Source organism: Pseudonocardia sp. Ae150A_Ps1 (assembly GCF_001932315.1).
GTDB lineage: Bacteria > Actinomycetota > Actinomycetes > Mycobacteriales > Pseudonocardiaceae > Pseudonocardia.
Genome location: NZ_MCIJ01000001.1, coordinates 4,632,763 through 4,648,123, shown reverse-complemented (window position 1 = coordinate 4,648,123; position 15,361 = coordinate 4,632,763). Strand labels below are relative to the sequence as shown.

The window sequence follows — 15,361 nt, the reverse complement described above, 5'->3', positions numbered from 1 at the left end:
CCATGACCGACTCGCGTCCGCCCGGCCCCGGCACCGCCCGCGGCCGATCCGGCGGGACCGGGGCGGCACCCGGCCCCGGGGGCACCGGGGCCACCGACATCACCGACAACGGCGACGGGCTGCGGCTCGCCGCCACGACCCGGCCCGGCGGGGTCGTCGTGATCGCGGTCGAGGGCGAGCTGGACATCCTCACCGGTCCGGGGCTCCGGACCGCGGTGACCGCCCGGATCCCGGACGCGACGCTGGTGGTGCTGGAGCTGGACGGCGTGCAGTTCCTCGGCACCAGCGGGCTCGCGGCGCTCATCGAGATCCGCGAGGAGGCGCACCGGGCCGGGGTCGAGCTCCGGCTGGCCTGCGCCGAACGACGGGTGCTGCGCCCGCTCGGCATCGCCGGTCTGGACCACCTGTTCGACATCCACGAGGGAGTCCAGGCGGCACTGAACTCCTGACGATGTGACTCACATCACATCATTGTGTCAGGGCGTCCGGTCGCGCCCACCTGCGGGGACCTGCAGACCACCCGTGACATGCGACGACGATTCGGGACCCTCTGTCGCCCGATCCGGCCCGCCACCGCGCCGGACGGCCTCATAGCACCGATCGGCCCGGGCCGCAGGTTTGCCCGTTGCGGCCCTCGGGAACCGGGTGACAAGTCAGCCCGGGCCGCCGGGTCCCGACCGACGAGGTGAGCACGTGAGCGATGTTTCCCGGCTTCCCGGCCCGATGGACGACCAGTGGGAGTGGCAGCGCCTCGGCGCGTGCCGCGGGATGGACAGCGCGGTCTTCTTCCACCCGGACGGCGAGCGGAACCCCTCACGCTCCCGGCGCACCGAGCGGGCCAAGCAGGTCTGCCGGGGTTGTCCGGTGGTCCAGCAGTGCCGGCGTTTCGCCCTCGCGAGCCGCGAGCCGTTCGGCGTGTGGGGCGGGCTCGGCGAGTCCGAACGCCGGGCGATCCTCGAACGCCGCGACGCCGGACACATCGCGGCCGAGGCCCCCGGACTCGTCGCCGCCGCCGGCTGACCGCCGCACCCGTCCGTCCGCGCCGGGGTCAGGCCCCCGGGGCCTCCTCGGCCAGCCAGGTGGGCAGCGACGCCGCACCGGCAGCCGGAGCGCGGTACGGCAGGACCGGTAGCCCGTAGACCCGCGCCACCCGGCGGACCGCCCGTCGCACGACCTCGATCTCCGGATCCGCGACCACGCCCGTCGAGGCAGGCGCCACGCAGTACGTGTCACCGTCCGGGTCGAAGCCGACGAGCTCGGACAGTGCCGCGACGAGGTCCGGCTCGTCCGCGTCCTGCACCACCCAGCGCAGACCCAGCCGGTGCAACCGCACCGGACCGGACGGGATCCGCGACACCGGCATCGTGATCGGTGAGTCGTCCGGGTCGGTCGCCGGGTCGTCCCCCGGGTAGTCCTCGGCCTCCACGGGCTCAGCACGACGCAGCCGGTCCGCCGGGTCGTTGCGGACGACGAGCAGGTCGGTCTCACCCGCGCTGCCGGACAGCTCGGCGAGGGCGCCCCCGGCCCGGGCGGACTCGGACTCGGTGAGCGCGACGGCCACCAGCCTGCGCGGCCGGGCCACGTCCTGCACCACGACGATCACGTGCCTTCCGGGACGATCTGCTCTCTCCGCCACAGTGAACCCCGGCGGCGGCCCCGGATGCGCGCTGGACCGGCCCCCGTACGGACGAGTGGGGTCACGCGCGCCGCGAGCGGATCGGGGACGGCGCCGTCCTCCACCACATCCGCTGGTACGCAGCACCACCCGGCGCCGCCGACGGCCGCCGGTCCCCGCCGGCGGTCCGGCGGTCGAGCGGTGCCGTACGCCCGCCCGGCGGTCGATGTGATCCCTCGGGTGGCGGTACGGCACACCGGTGAGCCGTCACCCCTCCGGCGGCACCGGACCCACCGGCCCGACCCCGCGCGACCGGGGCGTCCACCCGGCGGGTCCCCGTCCGGCCGGCGACCCGGACCACCCGGACGGCCCAGCGAGCCGATGGCCGGACACCGTCCGTGGCGCGCCGGGACCGGCCGGTACCGTCTGATCGCGCGGCCCCGCCCGGCGGAGCCCGCGCACGTACCTGCGAGACCCCGTCGAGAACACGGCGGGGGCGCCCGCCCCGACGACGCGCCTCAGCGCGCCCGTTCCCGGAGGTGATCCCCCTGCCCGGATCCCCGCCGCCGTCCCGCGGGGACGGCGTCGAGCACCCGGACGACAGCGCCGACCTCGGCGTGACGTTCTCGTCCCCCCGCCGGGGACTCACCGTGCTCACCGTCCGCGGCGAGGTCGACACGCTGACCGCGCCCCGGCTCGGCGTCGCGCTCGACGAACTGCTGGACCGTCCCGCGAACGGCGACGGCGACGACCGCGACGTCGCCGTCGACCTCGAGGGCGTCACGTTCCTCGCGTCCAGCGGGCTCGGCGTCCTCATCCACACCGCACGCCGGGCCGCCCGTGACGACCGGCGTCTCTACGTCGTCGCCACCAACCGGGCGGTCCTGCGACCGCTCGAGGTGACCGGCTCCGCCCAGCTCTTCACTGTCCTGGCCGACCAGACCGGCATACCCGGGCCCTGAGCGGGGCACTCCCGGCACGACGGGGACCCGCCCGACGGCCGGCGCCGGTGGCGCCGGGCGCGACACCGACCGAAAGGACGACCCAGCGTGGCCCACGAGGACACCTCGAGCGCTCCCACCGACCAGGCATCCGGCGCCGCCACCGTCGAGATCCGGACGGCGGCACGCGCCGCGCTGATCCCGACGGTCCGTGCAGTCGCCTCCGACCTCGCCGCGCGCGCGGACTTCGACCTCGACGCGATCTCCGACCTGCGGATGGCGGTCGACGAGGCGTGCGCGACGCTGGTCGGGCTCGCCGCGCCCGGATCGTCCCTGCGCTGCACGTTCGACGTCCACGGCGAGCGGATCGACGTCTCCGCACGGGTGCACACCGGAGCGGACGCGGAGCTGCCCACCGACAGCTTCGGCTGGCGGGTGCTGCAGACCCTCGCCGACCAGGTCGCGGTCGAGACCGGTGAGGAGGACGGGGGCGGTTCCGCCCTCACCATCCGGCTGCACAAGCTCGCCGGACCCGGCCTGTGACGGCGGACCCCGAGTACGCACACCTCACCCCGCTGCTGTCGGAGTACAGCGGCCTCGAGGTGGACGACCCGCGCCGGGAGCAGCTGCGCGACCGGCTCGTCACCGGGTACCTGCCCGTCGCCCAGCACATCGCGCGCCGCTTCAACCACCGCGGCGAACCGCTCGACGACCTCGTCCAGGTCGCCACCGTCGGCCTGATCAACGCCATCGACCGGTTCGACCCGGACAAGGGCGGCGAGTTCTTCTCGTTCGCGGTGCCGACGATCTCGGGCGAGGTCCGCAGGCACTTCCGCGACCAGAGCTGGTCGATGCGCGTCCCGCGCCGGCTCAAGGACATGCACGTCTCGATCAACGGGGCGGTGTCCGAGCTGTCCCAGACCCTGGGCCGCTCCCCGCGGCCCTCGGAGATCGCCGAGCACCTCGGCCTGCCCGTACCGGAGGTGCTGGAGGGGCTGGAGGCCGCCGAGGCCTACCGCAGCTCGTCGCTCGACGAGATGCTGTCCTCGGAGGACGGTGGCGCCACCGTCGGGGAGCTCGTGGGCGACGCCGACGCCGAGCTCGACCGTGTCGACTACCGCGAGTCGCTGCGCCCGCTGCTCGCCGAGCTCGCGCCGCGCGAGCGCACGATCGTCATGCTGCGGTTCTTCGGGAACCGGACCCAGACGCAGATCGCGAACGAGGTCGGGATCTCGCAGATGCACGTGTCCCGGCTGCTCTCCCAGACGCTGTCCCGGCTGCGCAACCGGCTCGAACCCGACGACCGCACGCTGTAGACCCCGCCCCGCGCGGACGGGGCCGGCCGGTGTCGGCGAAGATCCTGTGCGAGGGACCGCGGTGGCGCGGCTGGCCGCGGCGCGATCGGGAGGAGCGCGATGAGCGTGCCGGAACACGTGCTGGTGATCGGAGCGGGCCTGGCCGGCCTGCGGACCGTGCAGGGACTGCGCCGGGCGGGCTACGAGGGCCGGCTCAGCCTGGTCGGGGCGGAGGAGCACCTCCCCTACGACCGGCCGCCGCTGTCCAAGCAGTACCTCGCCGGTGAGTGGGACCGGTCGCGGATCGAGCTGGCCTCGGAGGACGACCTCGAGGAGCTCGGCGTCCGCACCCACCTCGGGCGCGCCGCCGTCGCGCTGCGGCCGAGCGAGGTCGAGCTCGACGACGGCGCCACCCTGCACGCCGACGCGATCGTGCTCGCCGTCGGTGTCACCTCCCGCACCCGCGACGGCCAGCCCGGATCCATCCACGTGCTGCGCAGCGTCGACGAGTCCGACGGGCTGCGGGACGCACTGGCGGACGCCTCGTCGCTGCTGGTCGTCGGGGCCGGGTTCGTCGGCGCCGAGGTGGCCAGCACCGCGGTCGACCGCGGGCTGGCGGTAACGGTCGTCGAGACCGCGCCGGTGCCGATGGAGCGCCTGCTCGGCGAGCGGGGCGGCACCCTGGTGGCCCGGCTGATGACGGACGCCGGGATCGACCTGCGGACCGGGGTGTCGGTGGCGTCGCTGACGGCGACGGGGGCCGAGCTGTCCGACGGCTCGACGGTGTCCGCGGACGAGACCGTCGTCGGGATCGGCGGGCGGCTGGACCTGGGCTGGCTCGAGGGCAGCGGGCCGGACCTGTCCGGCGGCATCCCGTGCGACGAGCACGGCCGGGTCGAGGGGCTCGACGGTGTCTGGGCGGTCGGGGACGCCGCGGCGTGGACCGACCCGCGCACCGGGGACCGGGCACGGCTCGAGCACTGGACGTCGGCCGCCGAGCAGGCCGCAGCCGTCGCCGCGGACATCGCGGGCGGGGACCCGCCGCCGGCCACCGTGCCGTTCTTCTGGTCCGACCAGTTCGGCCTCAAGATCCAGCTGATCGGACGGCCGGGCGCGGCGGACGAGGTGCTGACGCTGCACGGCGACGGCCTCGACGGGGGCGCAGTGAAGGGCACCGTGCTCGGCTACCTGCGCGGGGACACCCTGGTCGCGGTCGCCGGGTTCGGGGCGGCCCGGCTGATCGCCCGCTACCGCAGGCCGCTCTCCGACGGGGTGGACCGGGCCGCGCTGCTGGAGTTCCGCGACACCCTGTCCTGACCGGGGCGCCGGCCGGGCCTCCCGGCCGGCCGGGCCCGGCGGGGCTCAGCGCAGGATCGAGCGGACCAGCGCCAGCCCGACGAGCGCGCCGACCGCGATCAGCGTGTACTTGATCTTGGGGTCGGCGAGCTTCTCGGCGACCTGCTCCTTGCCGCCCTCGATGAGGTTCTTCGGGTTCGCACGGTCGGCCAGGGCGTCCAGGCTCTCGGCCAGCGCGTCCCGGGTCTGCTCGATCTCGTGCTGGATGCTCTCGGGGTCGCGGGCCACCACGTCTCCTCCGACTCGGCCGGTACGCGCAGCGCGCCCGGGATCTCCTGCTGCTCGCGCCCGCCGGGGTGTGCTGCGGGCGGCGTGGCACACACCGTAGCCATCGCCCGCACCCCGCGCGCAGCGTGGCCACCCGGCGGCGGCGCGTCGCGGCCACCTGTCCACAACCGGCCCCCGATCGGCCGAGTTGTCCACAGGCGGCGTGCTCGGGACGGTGGCGTGCACACCGGGTGGCAGGCTGATCGTCATGAGCGACCGGCTGCAGGCGGGAGACCCCGCCCCCGACTTCACCCTCGACGACGCCGACGGCACGCCCGTCTCGCTGGCCGACCACCGCGGCCGCAGGGTGATCGTCTACTTCTACCCCGCTGCGAGCACGCCCGGCTGCACCACCGAGGCCTGCGACTTCCGCGACAACCTTACCGAGCTGAACGGGGCGGGCATCGACGTCCTCGGCATCTCGCCGGACACGCCGGCGAAGCTGGCGAAGTTCCGTGACGCCGAGGGGCTGACCTTCCCGCTGCTGTCCGACCCGGAGAAGCAGGTCCTCACCGCGTGGGGCGCCTACGGCGAGAAGAAGCTCTACGGCAAGACGGTGACCGGGGTCATCCGCTCGACGTTCCTGATCGGCGAGGACGGCACGGTCACCGACGCCCGGTACAACGTGAAGGCCACCGGGCACGTGGCGAAGCTGCGGCGGGACTGGAAGATCTAGTGCCGCGGGTCCGCCCGGCGGGCGGTGGGTGATGCCCCGTGCCCGCCGGTGGACCGACGAGCAGCTCGTCGCGGCCGTGGCGACGTCGGCCACGCTGGCCGAGGTCTGCCGGCGGCTCGGGATCCGGCCGGGCCGGTACGACGTGCTCCGGGCCCACATCGAGCGGGTCGGGGCGGACGCGGGTCACCTGGCGGGGCCGGTGGAGGCGCGACGGCGCCACCACTGGACGGACGCGCAGCTCGCCGAGGCGGTGCGGGCGTCGGTCTCGTTCGCGGAGGTGTTGCGGCGGCTGGGCTACGCACCGAGCGGGGGTATGCACCGTTTCATCCGGAGCCACATCAGCTCACGCGGTCTCGACACCTCGCACTTCACCGGACAGGCGTGGGCGGAGGGCAGACGGTTTCCGCTCCAGCGCCGCGCGCGCCCGCTCACCGAGATACTCGTACGGGGCTCGACCTACTACAGCAGCGCCGCGCTGCGTCGCCGGCTGATCGCCGAAGGCGTGAAGGAACAGCGGTGCGAGGAGTGCGGACTCCTCGACTGGCGCGGGCGCCCGATCCCGTTCGAGTTGGACCACGTCAACGGTGACCACACCGACAACCGGCTGGAGAACCTCCGTATCCTGTGCCCGAACTGCCATGCACTCACGGAGACGTGGTGCACCCGTAAGAACTAGCCGGCGTAGCCCAACGGGAGAGGCCCACGGTTTAGGTCCGTGTCAGTGCGGGTTCGAATCCCGCCGTCGGCACACGTCGGGTGGTCGCCGGGCCGGTGCTCGGCGACCACCCGACGGTCGCGCTGCGACCGGCGGTCAGGCCGCCGCTCGTCAGACCGCCGCTCGTCAGGCCGCCGGCTCGTCCGGCAGCGGGCGCCGAGCCGCCAGCAGGACACCGCCCAGTCCGAGGAGCGCGCAGATCCCCGAGACGAGCAGCAGCGAGGGCGGCAGGTGCCCGGTCACCGCGTCGCCGAGCGCGACCATCGCGATCGTGCTGGGGGCGGAGCCGAGGATCGTGCCGACCAGGTAGGGCCAGAACCGCACGGCGGACAGCCCGGCCAGGTAGTTCATCGCCGCGAACGGCACCATCGGGATCAGCCGGAGCGAGGTGACGGCCAGGGTCCCGTGGTGGTCGAGCCTGCGCCGCACCCACACGGCCCGCGGGTGCTCGGCCCAGCGCGCGACCATCCGGCCGCCGGTGACCCGGACCAGGAGGAACGCCACGATCGCGGCGAGGGCGGTCGCGACCAGGGTCAGCAGCGTGCCCGACACCGCGCCGAACAGCACACCGGCGGAGACGGTGAAGACCGTGCGGGGGAACGGCGGGACGTTCAGCAGCACCTGGAGCAGTACGAACACGACCGGTCCCCAGGGCCCGGAGGCCTCGACGACGCGGCGCACCTCACCGAACTGCGGGACGACGGAGACCCCGTAGGCGCGGGCCACGAGTACGACGAGGCTCGCCAGGAGCACCAGCCCGAGACAGGCCAGGAGAGGACGCCACCACCGCACTCCGGCCACGGTACTCAGCACGCCGCCGCGACCGTCGTCACGTCCCGGAACGGGTGGTGCACCGCTCACCGGCGGGGCCGCGGAACCGTGAGAAGGTGCCGTCATGAGCGCCGCGACCGACGGAATGGATCCCGCCGACCTGGACCAGGAGGGGCTCGCGGTGCGGCGCGAGGTGCTCGGCGCCGGCTACGTCGAGGCGGCGCTGGCGAAGGTCGACGGCACGACGGCCGAGTTCCAGCAGCTGATCACCCGCTACGCGTGGAACGAGATCTGGACCCGGCCCGGCCTGGAGCGGCGGATGCGGTCCGCCGTGACGCTGACCGCCCTGGTCGCCCACGGGCACTGGGCCGAGTTCGAGTTGCACGTCCGGGCCGCCCGGCGCAACGGGCTGAGCGGCGACGAGATCGTCGAGATCCTGCTGCAGACCGCGATCTACTGTGGTGTCCCGGCCGCCAACTCCGCCTTCAAGATCGCCCAGCAGGTTCTGGCGGAGCCGGCCCCGGAATGACCCGGGGCCGGTGTCACGCCTGGGCGAGCAGGGCCTGCAGGTGCGGGACGAGGGCGCGCAGCGCGAGCCCGCGGTGCGACGCCGCGTCCTTCTCCGCGGCGGACAACTCCGCCGAGGACCGGGTCTCCCCCTCCGGCGCGAAGATCGGGTCGTAGCCGAAGCCGTTCCCGCCCCGCGGCGCGCGCAGCAGGGTGCCCCGCCACGTGCCGTGAACGACGGTCCGGCCGGGGGTCTCGCCGTCGGCGCCGGGTGCGTCCGCGGCGGCGCCGTCCGGGGTCACGAGCGCGGCCGCGCACACGAAGGCGGCGCCGCGCCGGTCGTCCGGCACGTCCCCGGTCTGCCCGAGCAGCAGCTGCAGGTTGGCGTCGTCGTCGCCGTGCCGCCCCGCCCAGCGGGCCGAGAAGATGCCGGGCATCCCGTTGAGCGCGTCGACGGTGATCCCGGAGTCGTCGGCGATCGCCGGCAGGCCGGTCGCGGCGGCCGCGTCCCGGGCCTTGGCGAGCGCGTTCTCGGCGAAGGTCGCCCCGGTCTCCGGCGCCTCGGGGAACTCGGGGACGTCGGCGAGCCCGACGATCTCGACACCGGTCAGCCCGGCGGCGTCGACGATCCGGCGCAGCTCCACGAGCTTCTTGGCGTTGCGGGTGGCCAGCAGGATCCGGGCCGCGGTCACTCGGTGCCCTCCGCCGCCTCGGCCGCGGCCTTCTCCGCCTCGAGCTTGGGGTGCGGGGCGTCGAGTGCCTCGATCTGCATCCGGGCGATGCCGGCGATCCCGGCGAGCGCGGAGTCGAGCATCGCGTCGAGGGTCTTGCGGGCGAACGTGGCGCCCTCACCGGTGCCCTGGACCTCGATGAGCGTGCCGGTCTCGGTCGCCACCACGTTGGTGTCGACCTCGGCCCGGGAGTCCTCCTCGTAGGGCAGGTCGAGCCGGACCCGGCCGTCGACGACGCCGACGGACACGGCCGCGACCTGGCAGGAGATCGGCTTGGGGTCGGTCAGCTTCCCGTGCTCGCCGAGCCAGGTGACGGCGTCGCACAGCGCGACGTAGGCGCCGGTGATGGCCGCGGTCCGGGTGCCGCCGTCGGCCTGCAGCACGTCGCAGTCGATCGCGATGGTGTTCTCGCCGAGCGCGCGCAGGTCGATGCAGGCGCGCAGCGACCGGCCGATCAGGCGGGAGATCTCGTGGGTGCGACCGCCGATCTTTCCCTTCACCGACTCCCGCGACGACCGGGTGTCGGTCGACGAGGGCAGCATCGCGTACTCGGCGGTGACCCAGCCGAGGCCGGATCCCTTGCGCCAGCGTGGGACCCCCTCGGTCACGCTGGCCGCGCACAGCACCTTGGTGTCCCCGAACTCCACCAGCACCGATCCGGCCGGATGCTTCTGGAAGCCCCGGGTGATCGTCACCGGACGGAGCTCGTCGTCCGCGCGTCCGTCCGTCCTGCCCTCAGATCGTGTCACCCGGACATCCTAGGAACCCGTGGCCGGGCCCGCCGGGCCGCTCCGGTCCCGGGGCGCTCAGAGGTCGAACACGGCGTCCGGGGCGGCGAGCTCGACGGGGGCGCCGAAGGAGGCCTTCGCCTCGGTGGCGAGCTCCTCGCGGTCGTACCAGGCGGGGACGTGCGTGACGACCAGCCGCCGGGCGCCGGCCGCGGCGGCGTGCGCCCCGGCCTCCCGGCCGGACAGGTGCACGCCGGCCGGGTTGGCGTCGTCGTGCGGCCAGCTCGCCTCGCACAGGAACAGGTCGGCGTCGCGGGCCGCGTCGACGAGACCGTCGCAGGCGCCGGTGTCCCCGGAGTAGGCGAGGACCGTCCCCGCGTGCTCGACCCGGAGGGCGAACGACGGGCACGGGTGCACCACCGGGTGAGCGGTGACCGTCACCGTGTCCGCGCCGGTGCCGACGGTGAAGGAGCCGACGGCGGCGAGGTCGTGGAACGTGAACACGTCGGTGAGGTCGGTGCCGTGCAGCTCCTCCTCCGACGGCGCGTAGGCGCGGGCGAAGCGGGCGTGCGCGCCGGACGGGGCGTGCACCGGCAACGGGGACTCGGCGGGGTCGAACGGCGGCCGCGGGTGGTACCGGCGGTGCACGACGAGCGAGGCGAAGTCCGAGCAGTGGTCGGGGTGCAGGTGGCTGAAGGCGACGGCGTCGAGGCCCCACGGGTCGGTGTGCCGCTGGAGGGCACCGAGGGTGCCGTTGCCGAGGTCGAGCGTGAACCGGGTGGTACCGGCCTCCACGAGGTAGCCGGACGCCGGGGAGCCGGGACCGGGACCGCTGCCGGAGCACCCGAGCACGATCAGCCGCATGCGCGACACTAACCCGATCGCGCCGTGCGCCGCAGCCACCAGATCCCGGCGAACGGCAGGACGAGCGGGATGAAGCCGTACCCGACGCCGAACCAGGACCAGACGGTGTCCTGCGGGAAGTCACCGGGCACGAGCAGGGTGAAGGCCCCGACGACGAGCACCCCGGTCAGCTCGAACAGCACGGCGGCCCAGGCGAGGCGCCGGAAGCCCGGTCCGGTCCCGGCGAGGCCGATCGTGGCGAGGACGTAGACGATCCCGGCGAGGCCGGACAGCGTGTAGGCCAGGGGCGCCTCGGCGAACCGTTCCGCGATCTGGACGCCGGCCCGCGCGGTCGCGGCGACCGCGAAGACCCCGTAGACGGCGATGAGGATGCGGCCGGGCCCGGTCGCGGTGGCGCGGACCTCCCCCGGCTCAGGCACCGGGCACCCACAGGCCCTGCAGGCGGAGCACCGCGACCAGGGTGCCGAGCGCGCCGACGGCAATCACCGTGCCGCCCCACCGGCTGGGCTCGGCGGTGGCGAACTGCAACGAGACCGGCGGGACGCAGATCGCGACGACGAGGTAGATGAGGAAGGTGCTCTGCTCCGGCAGGGTGACACCGCCGACGAGCACCTGGTAGGCGGCGATGGCCGCCTGCACCACGACGAGTGCCGTGCAGACCCCGACCGCGATCCGGTGGACCGCGCCCGGGGGGCGGTTCGTCACCGTGGTGACCAGCCCGAACAGCGCGGTGGCCGACAGGGCCACCGTGATCACCAGGACCAGCGCACCGATCACGGCGCGGACGTTACCCCGGCCCCGGGGAGGGGCTCCGACCCGGCCCGCCCCACGACGGCACCGATCTCCGGGCCGAGGAAGCGGCGGCCGAGCCGGCGGAACGGCTCCGGGTCGCCGGTGGCGAGGAAACGGTGCGCCGCCGCCGGTGCGGTGTCGTCGCGCAGCAGGTCACGGGTGTGCAGGGTGCGCACGAGGGTGCGGGCGGTCTCGTCGGCCGAGGACACCAGCGTCACGTCCGGGCCGAGGACGATCTCCAGGACCCCGGTGAGCAGCGGGTAGTGCGTGCAGCCGAGGACGACGGTGTCGACCCCGGCCCGCTGCAGCGGCTCCAGGTAGCCCTCGGCGACGCCGAGCACCTGCCGGCCGCTGGTGGTGCCGCGTTCGACGAAGTCGACGAAGCGGGGGCACGCGACGGAGGTGATCTCGGTGTCGCGGGCGGCGTCGAAGGCGTCGGCGTAGGCGCCGGAGGCGATCGTCGCCTGCGTCCCGATGACGCCGATCCGGCCGTTGCGGGTGGCGGCGACGGCACGTCGCACGGCGGGGCGGACGACCTCGACGACCGGGACCGGGTAGCGCTCGCGGAAGTCGGCGAGGCAGGCCGCCGACGCCGAGTTGCAGGCGATGACCAGCGCCTTCACCCCGGACTCGACGAGCTCGTCGCCGATCTGCAGCGCGAGCCGGCGGATGTCGGCGATCGTGCGGGGCCCGTACGGGCTGTGCGCGGTGTCGCCGACGTAGACGATCTGCTCGGCGGGCAGGAGGTCGATCACGGAGCGGGCGACGGTGAGACCACCCACGCCGGAGTCGAAGATCCCGATCGGTGCGTCGATCCCCCGCTCGCTGCTCACACCCCCAGGGTAGGCGTGGCGCGGCGGTCGGCCTTCGCCACCCAGGACGCGGCGACCACGCCGCCGACCGCGCCGAACAGGTGGCCCTGCCAGGACACCATCGGGTCGGACGGCAGCACCCCCCACAGCAGCGAACCCCAGACGAGGAACAGCACGACGGCGAGCAGGATCTGCCGCCCGTTGCGCGCGTAGAAGCCGCGGACCAGCAGGAACAGGAACCAGCCGAACACGATCGACGACGCCCCGATCACCGGCAGCGGGGAGATCAGCCAGACCCCGACGCCGCTGACCACCCAGATCGTCGCGGTCACCACTAACCACTGCCCGACCCCGCCGGACATCGCGAGGAAGCCGAACACCAGGAACGGCACGGTGTTCGCGACGAGGTGCGCCCAGTCGCCGTGCAGCAGCGGCGCGGTGAGGATCCCGGCGAGCCCGTCGGTGTCGCGCGGGTAGATCGCCCCGGCCTGCTCCACCATGCCGCCGGAGGCGGAATCCACGGTTTCGACGATGTACAGCGCGGCCGTGAACAGCAGCATGATCGCCGCGGCCCGTGCCGGAGCGGGCGGGAGCACGCGCACGCGAGCACGGCCGGACGGGAGAGCGGTCATGGCCTCGACGGTACCGACGACGGGTGCGGCCGATCGGGCGAATCAGGCGTGCACCCGGCAACGCCGGGACGGTGTGTGACGACCCCGGGCCGGACGGGCTCGGGGAGGAGGGCGGGCGCGATGGGATACGGCCTGGCCGTCGACCTCGGTACGACCTGCACCACCGCCGCGGTGGAGCGGGACGGCCGGGTCGGGACGGCGACGCTGGGCGACCGGACCACGGCCGTGCCGTCGGTGGTGCTGCTGCGTCCCGACGGGACCGTCCTGACCGGTGACGCGGCCGAGCGCGGGGCCGCCGGTGCACCGGACCGGGTGGTCCGCGGGGTCGGGGCGCGGCTCGGCGACCCGGTCCCGGTGCTCGTCGGCGGTGCCCCGCACCCGGTGCCGGAGCTGATGGCCCACCAGCTGCGCGACGTCCTCCGGATGGTGGGGACGCAGGAGGGTGCCGCACCGGACACCGTCACCCTGACCCACCCGGCGGCCTGGGGCCCGTACGAGCGGGAGCGGTTCGGGCAGGTGCACCGGGCGGCCGGGATCGACGACGCCCGGGTGCTGACCGAGCCGGAGGCGGCCGTCGCGCACCTCGCCTCCACCGGGCAGGTGCCTGACGGTGCCCTCGTCGCCGTACACGACCTGGGCGGCGGGAGCGTCGACGCGACCGTGCTGCGGGTCGGCGGTGCCGGGGCCACCGTCCTCGGCGTGCCCGGGAGCGCACCGGGACTCGGCGGCGCGGGCCTCGACGACGTGGTGTTCGCACACGTCGACCGGGCACTCGACGGTGCGGTCTCCGCGCACGATCCGGCCGACGCCCGGGCGGCCGCCGCCGTCGTCCGGCTCCGGCAGGACTGCGTCCTCGCGAAGGAGGCGCTCTCCACCGACACCGAGACGGTGATCCCGGTGGTGCTGCCGTCGGTGCAGACCGCGGTCCTGCTGACCCGTGGCGAGCTGGAGGAGATGATCCGGCCCTGGGTCGGTGCGACGGTCGCGGTGCTGCGCCGCGCGCTCCGCTCGGCGGGGGTGACCCCGGACGACCTGCACACGGTCCTGCTGACGGGTGGCTCCGCCCGGATCCCCGCGATGGCCGGGGCCGTGGCCGGGCTGGGCAGGCCGCCCTCGGTGGGCAGGCACCCGGAGCACGCCGTCGCGCTCGGGGCCGCGTCGTGGGGCGCCGAGCGCACCGGTGCCCCGGGACGTGCCGGTGGTCCGGGGAGCGCCGATCGTCCGGGCGGTGCCGGCGGCCCGGGTGGTGCCGGTGGAACGAGGGATCCGGGTGAGGCCGGTGGAACGAGTGGTGCCGGGAGCGGGGCGGCCGCGCCGGACCGCCGTCGTCGCGGCCGGGTCGTCCTCGGCGCGGGCGTGCTCGTCGTGGCGGCCGCCGCCGGTGGCGGGCTGCTCTACGGCACCTCCGGCGGGACGCCGCCCGGCGCCGTCGTCGTCACGAGTGAGGCGCCCACCGTTCCGGAGGCCGGGATCCCCCCGGCCGGCGGGAGCCCTGCCGTCCCGATGCCCGCCGTCCCGGCCGAGCCGGCCGCGCCCGGGTCCGACGGCGTCCGGCCCGCCCCCGCAGCGCCGCTACCGGGCGCCCCGGCGGCGGTCCCGCCGCCGGCGCCGGGCGGTGCCGGGGTCGGACACGACCACCACTAGGGCGGCGGTCAGGCCCAGAGGTGCCCGTCGATGCCCTGCGCGGCCGAACCGAGGTCGCCCGAGTAGGCGCCGGTGGACAGGTACTTCCAGCCGCCGTCACAGATGACGATCACGACGTCGGCGCGTTCCCCGGCCTCGAGCGCCTTGTTCGCGACGCCGAGCGCGGCGTGCAGGATCGCCCCGGACGAGATGCCCGCGAAGATCCCCTCCTCCTCGACGAGCTGACGGGTGCGGCGCAGCGCGTCGTAGGAGCCGACCGAGAAGCGGCCGGTCAGGACGGTCTCGTCGTACAGCTCGGGGACGAAGCCCTCGGACAGGTTGCGCAGGCCGTAGACCAGCTCGCCGTAGCGCGGCTCGGCGGCGACGACCTGGACGTCGGGCTTCTGCTCGCGCAGGTAGCGACCGGCGCCGACGAGGGTCCCGGTGGTGCCGAGCCCGGCGACGAAGTGGGTGATCGAGGGCAGGTCACGCAGGATCTCCGGGCCGGTGCCGCGGTAGTGCGCGTCGGTGTTGGCCGGGTTGCCGTACTGGTAGAGCATCACCCAGTCGGTGTGCTCCGCGGCCAGCTGCTTGGCGACGGCGACGGCCTGGTTCGAACCGCCCGCCGCCGGCGACGAGATGATCTGCGCGCCGTACATGGCGAGCAGCTGCCTGCGCTCCTCGGAGGTGTTCTCCGGCATCACGCAGACGAGCTGGTAGCCCTTGAGCCTCGACGCCATCGCCAGCGAGATGCCGGTGTTGCCCGAGGTGGGCTCCAGGATGGTGCAGCCGGGGGTGAGCCGGCCCTGCTTCTCCGCGTCCTCGATCATGGCCAGCGCGGGCCGGTCCTTGATCGAGCCGGTGGGGTTGCGGTCCTCCAGCTTGGCCCACAGCCGCACGTCCTCCGACGGCGACAGCGACGGCAGCCCGACGAGCGGGGTGTCGCCGACGGCGTCCAGCAGCGAGTCGTAACGCACTGACGATCTCCTCACGGGGCGGTGCCGGGCGGGCGTCGCCGCCCGGCACCCGCCGACGA

Annotated in this window: 21 protein-coding genes and 1 tRNA gene; 11 read left to right on the top strand and 11 right to left on the bottom strand. The window is 74.7% G+C overall.

The features are described 5' to 3' along the window. Positions 1-2 precede the first annotated feature (2 nt). Positions 3-449 carry an STAS domain-containing protein gene (locus tag Ae150APs1_RS21870; RefSeq protein ID WP_075299985.1) on the top strand — a complete coding sequence of 149 codons (447 nt, stop codon included), beginning with the start codon at positions 3-5 and terminating at the stop codon, positions 447-449. Between the two features lie 244 nt (positions 450-693). Then, complete coding sequence (locus Ae150APs1_RS21865) at positions 694-1,020, top strand: WhiB family transcriptional regulator (RefSeq protein ID WP_075299983.1); 327 nt, start codon at positions 694-696, stop codon at positions 1,018-1,020. Between the two features lie 28 nt (positions 1,021-1,048). On the opposite strand, the gene Ae150APs1_RS21860 is transcribed toward Ae150APs1_RS21865, so the two are convergent. Then, complete coding sequence (locus tag Ae150APs1_RS21860) at positions 1,049-1,603, bottom strand: hypothetical protein (RefSeq protein WP_060573642.1); 555 nt, start codon at positions 1,601-1,603, stop codon at positions 1,049-1,051. Between the two features lie 551 nt (positions 1,604-2,154). Here Ae150APs1_RS21860 and Ae150APs1_RS21855 point away from each other — a divergent pair. The 4 genes from Ae150APs1_RS21855 (at position 2,155) to Ae150APs1_RS21840 (ending at position 5,168) form a co-directional block, all read left to right on the top strand. Beyond that, on the top strand, positions 2,155-2,577 hold the full coding sequence (locus Ae150APs1_RS21855) for an STAS domain-containing protein (protein WP_010226251.1): 423 nt from the start codon (positions 2,155-2,157) through the stop codon (positions 2,575-2,577). Between the two features lie 87 nt (positions 2,578-2,664). Further along, complete coding sequence (locus tag Ae150APs1_RS21850) at positions 2,665-3,099, top strand: ATP-binding protein (protein WP_010226249.1); 435 nt, start codon at positions 2,665-2,667, stop codon at positions 3,097-3,099. After that, positions 3,096-3,872, top strand: a complete 777-nt coding sequence (locus Ae150APs1_RS21845) for an RNA polymerase sigma factor SigF (RefSeq protein WP_010226247.1) — start codon at positions 3,096-3,098, stop codon at positions 3,870-3,872. Before Ae150APs1_RS21850 ends, Ae150APs1_RS21845 begins: the two co-directional genes overlap by 4 nt. Positions 3,873-3,971: 99 nt before the next feature. Further along, positions 3,972-5,168 carry an FAD-dependent oxidoreductase gene (locus tag Ae150APs1_RS21840; RefSeq protein ID WP_075299981.1) on the top strand — a complete coding sequence of 399 codons (1,197 nt, stop codon included), beginning with the start codon at positions 3,972-3,974 and terminating at the stop codon, positions 5,166-5,168. 45 nt (positions 5,169-5,213) lie between these two features. Here Ae150APs1_RS21840 and Ae150APs1_RS21835 read toward each other — a convergent pair whose 3' ends face one another. Continuing rightward, positions 5,214-5,435: a DUF3618 domain-containing protein gene (locus Ae150APs1_RS21835; protein ID WP_029239290.1), complete on the bottom strand. Its 222-nt coding sequence runs from the start codon at positions 5,433-5,435 to the stop codon at positions 5,214-5,216. 247 nt (positions 5,436-5,682) lie between these two features. On the opposite strand from Ae150APs1_RS21835, the gene bcp reads away from it, so the two are divergent. From bcp to Ae150APs1_RS21820, 3 genes are all read left to right on the top strand, one after another. After that, positions 5,683-6,150 (top strand): thioredoxin-dependent thiol peroxidase, encoded by a 468-nt coding sequence (gene bcp, locus Ae150APs1_RS21830; protein WP_010226241.1) that lies wholly within the window; start codon positions 5,683-5,685, stop codon positions 6,148-6,150. A gap of 31 nt (positions 6,151-6,181) precedes the next feature. Then, entirely contained in the window at positions 6,182-6,826 is a 645-nt protein-coding gene (locus Ae150APs1_RS21825; protein WP_075299979.1) for a transposase, read from the top strand. Then, positions 6,826-6,898 (top strand) — tRNA-Leu (locus Ae150APs1_RS21820). The genes Ae150APs1_RS21825 and Ae150APs1_RS21820 overlap by 1 nt, the downstream gene beginning before the upstream one ends. 93 nt (positions 6,899-6,991) lie before the next feature. Here the strand turns inward: Ae150APs1_RS21820 and Ae150APs1_RS21815 are convergent. Then, positions 6,992-7,678, bottom strand: a complete 687-nt coding sequence (locus tag Ae150APs1_RS21815; protein ID WP_249266428.1) for a TVP38/TMEM64 family protein — start codon at positions 7,676-7,678, stop codon at positions 6,992-6,994. Positions 7,679-7,760: 82 nt separating this feature from the next. Here Ae150APs1_RS21815 and Ae150APs1_RS21810 point away from each other — a divergent pair, with 82 nt between their 5' ends. Continuing rightward, positions 7,761-8,165, top strand: a complete 405-nt coding sequence (locus tag Ae150APs1_RS21810; protein WP_010226235.1) for a carboxymuconolactone decarboxylase family protein — start codon at positions 7,761-7,763, stop codon at positions 8,163-8,165. A gap of 13 nt (positions 8,166-8,178) precedes the next feature. On the opposite strand, the gene Ae150APs1_RS21805 is transcribed toward Ae150APs1_RS21810, so the two are convergent. From Ae150APs1_RS21805 to Ae150APs1_RS21775, 7 genes are read right to left on the bottom strand one after another with little or no spacing between them, the layout of a single operon-like run. Then, on the bottom strand, positions 8,179-8,835 hold the full coding sequence (locus Ae150APs1_RS21805; RefSeq protein WP_075299975.1) for a non-canonical purine NTP pyrophosphatase: 657 nt from the start codon (positions 8,833-8,835) through the stop codon (positions 8,179-8,181). Next, positions 8,832-9,623 (bottom strand): ribonuclease PH, encoded by a 792-nt coding sequence (gene rph, locus Ae150APs1_RS21800; protein WP_075299973.1) that lies wholly within the window; start codon positions 9,621-9,623, stop codon positions 8,832-8,834. Before rph ends, Ae150APs1_RS21805 begins: the two co-directional genes overlap by 4 nt. Before the next feature lie 57 nt (positions 9,624-9,680). Then, on the bottom strand, positions 9,681-10,466 hold the full coding sequence (locus Ae150APs1_RS21795) for an MBL fold metallo-hydrolase (RefSeq protein WP_075302402.1): 786 nt from the start codon (positions 10,464-10,466) through the stop codon (positions 9,681-9,683). Between the two features lie 8 nt (positions 10,467-10,474). Further along, positions 10,475-10,885, bottom strand: a complete 411-nt coding sequence (locus tag Ae150APs1_RS21790) for a hypothetical protein (RefSeq protein ID WP_010224055.1) — start codon at positions 10,883-10,885, stop codon at positions 10,475-10,477. Then, a complete protein-coding gene (locus Ae150APs1_RS21785; RefSeq protein WP_010224053.1) occupies positions 10,878-11,243 on the bottom strand; it encodes a hypothetical protein in 366 nt (121 codons plus the stop codon). Before Ae150APs1_RS21785 ends, Ae150APs1_RS21790 begins: the two co-directional genes overlap by 8 nt. Then, entirely contained in the window at positions 11,240-12,091 is an 852-nt protein-coding gene (gene murI / locus Ae150APs1_RS21780) for a glutamate racemase (protein WP_060573654.1), read from the bottom strand. Before murI ends, Ae150APs1_RS21785 begins: the two co-directional genes overlap by 4 nt. Beyond that, positions 12,088-12,702, bottom strand: a complete 615-nt coding sequence (locus Ae150APs1_RS21775) for a rhomboid family intramembrane serine protease (protein ID WP_075299971.1) — start codon at positions 12,700-12,702, stop codon at positions 12,088-12,090. Before Ae150APs1_RS21775 ends, murI begins: the two co-directional genes overlap by 4 nt. 120 nt (positions 12,703-12,822) lie before the next feature. Here Ae150APs1_RS21775 and Ae150APs1_RS34400 point away from each other — a divergent pair, with 120 nt between their 5' ends. Then, complete coding sequence (locus Ae150APs1_RS34400) at positions 12,823-14,346, top strand: Hsp70 family protein (RefSeq protein ID WP_075299969.1); 1,524 nt, start codon at positions 12,823-12,825, stop codon at positions 14,344-14,346. 8 nt (positions 14,347-14,354) lie between these two features. Here Ae150APs1_RS34400 and Ae150APs1_RS21765 read toward each other — a convergent pair whose 3' ends face one another. Continuing rightward, positions 14,355-15,302, bottom strand: a complete 948-nt coding sequence (locus Ae150APs1_RS21765; protein ID WP_010240810.1) for a cysteine synthase — start codon at positions 15,300-15,302, stop codon at positions 14,355-14,357. Positions 15,303-15,361: the final 59 nt, after the last annotated feature.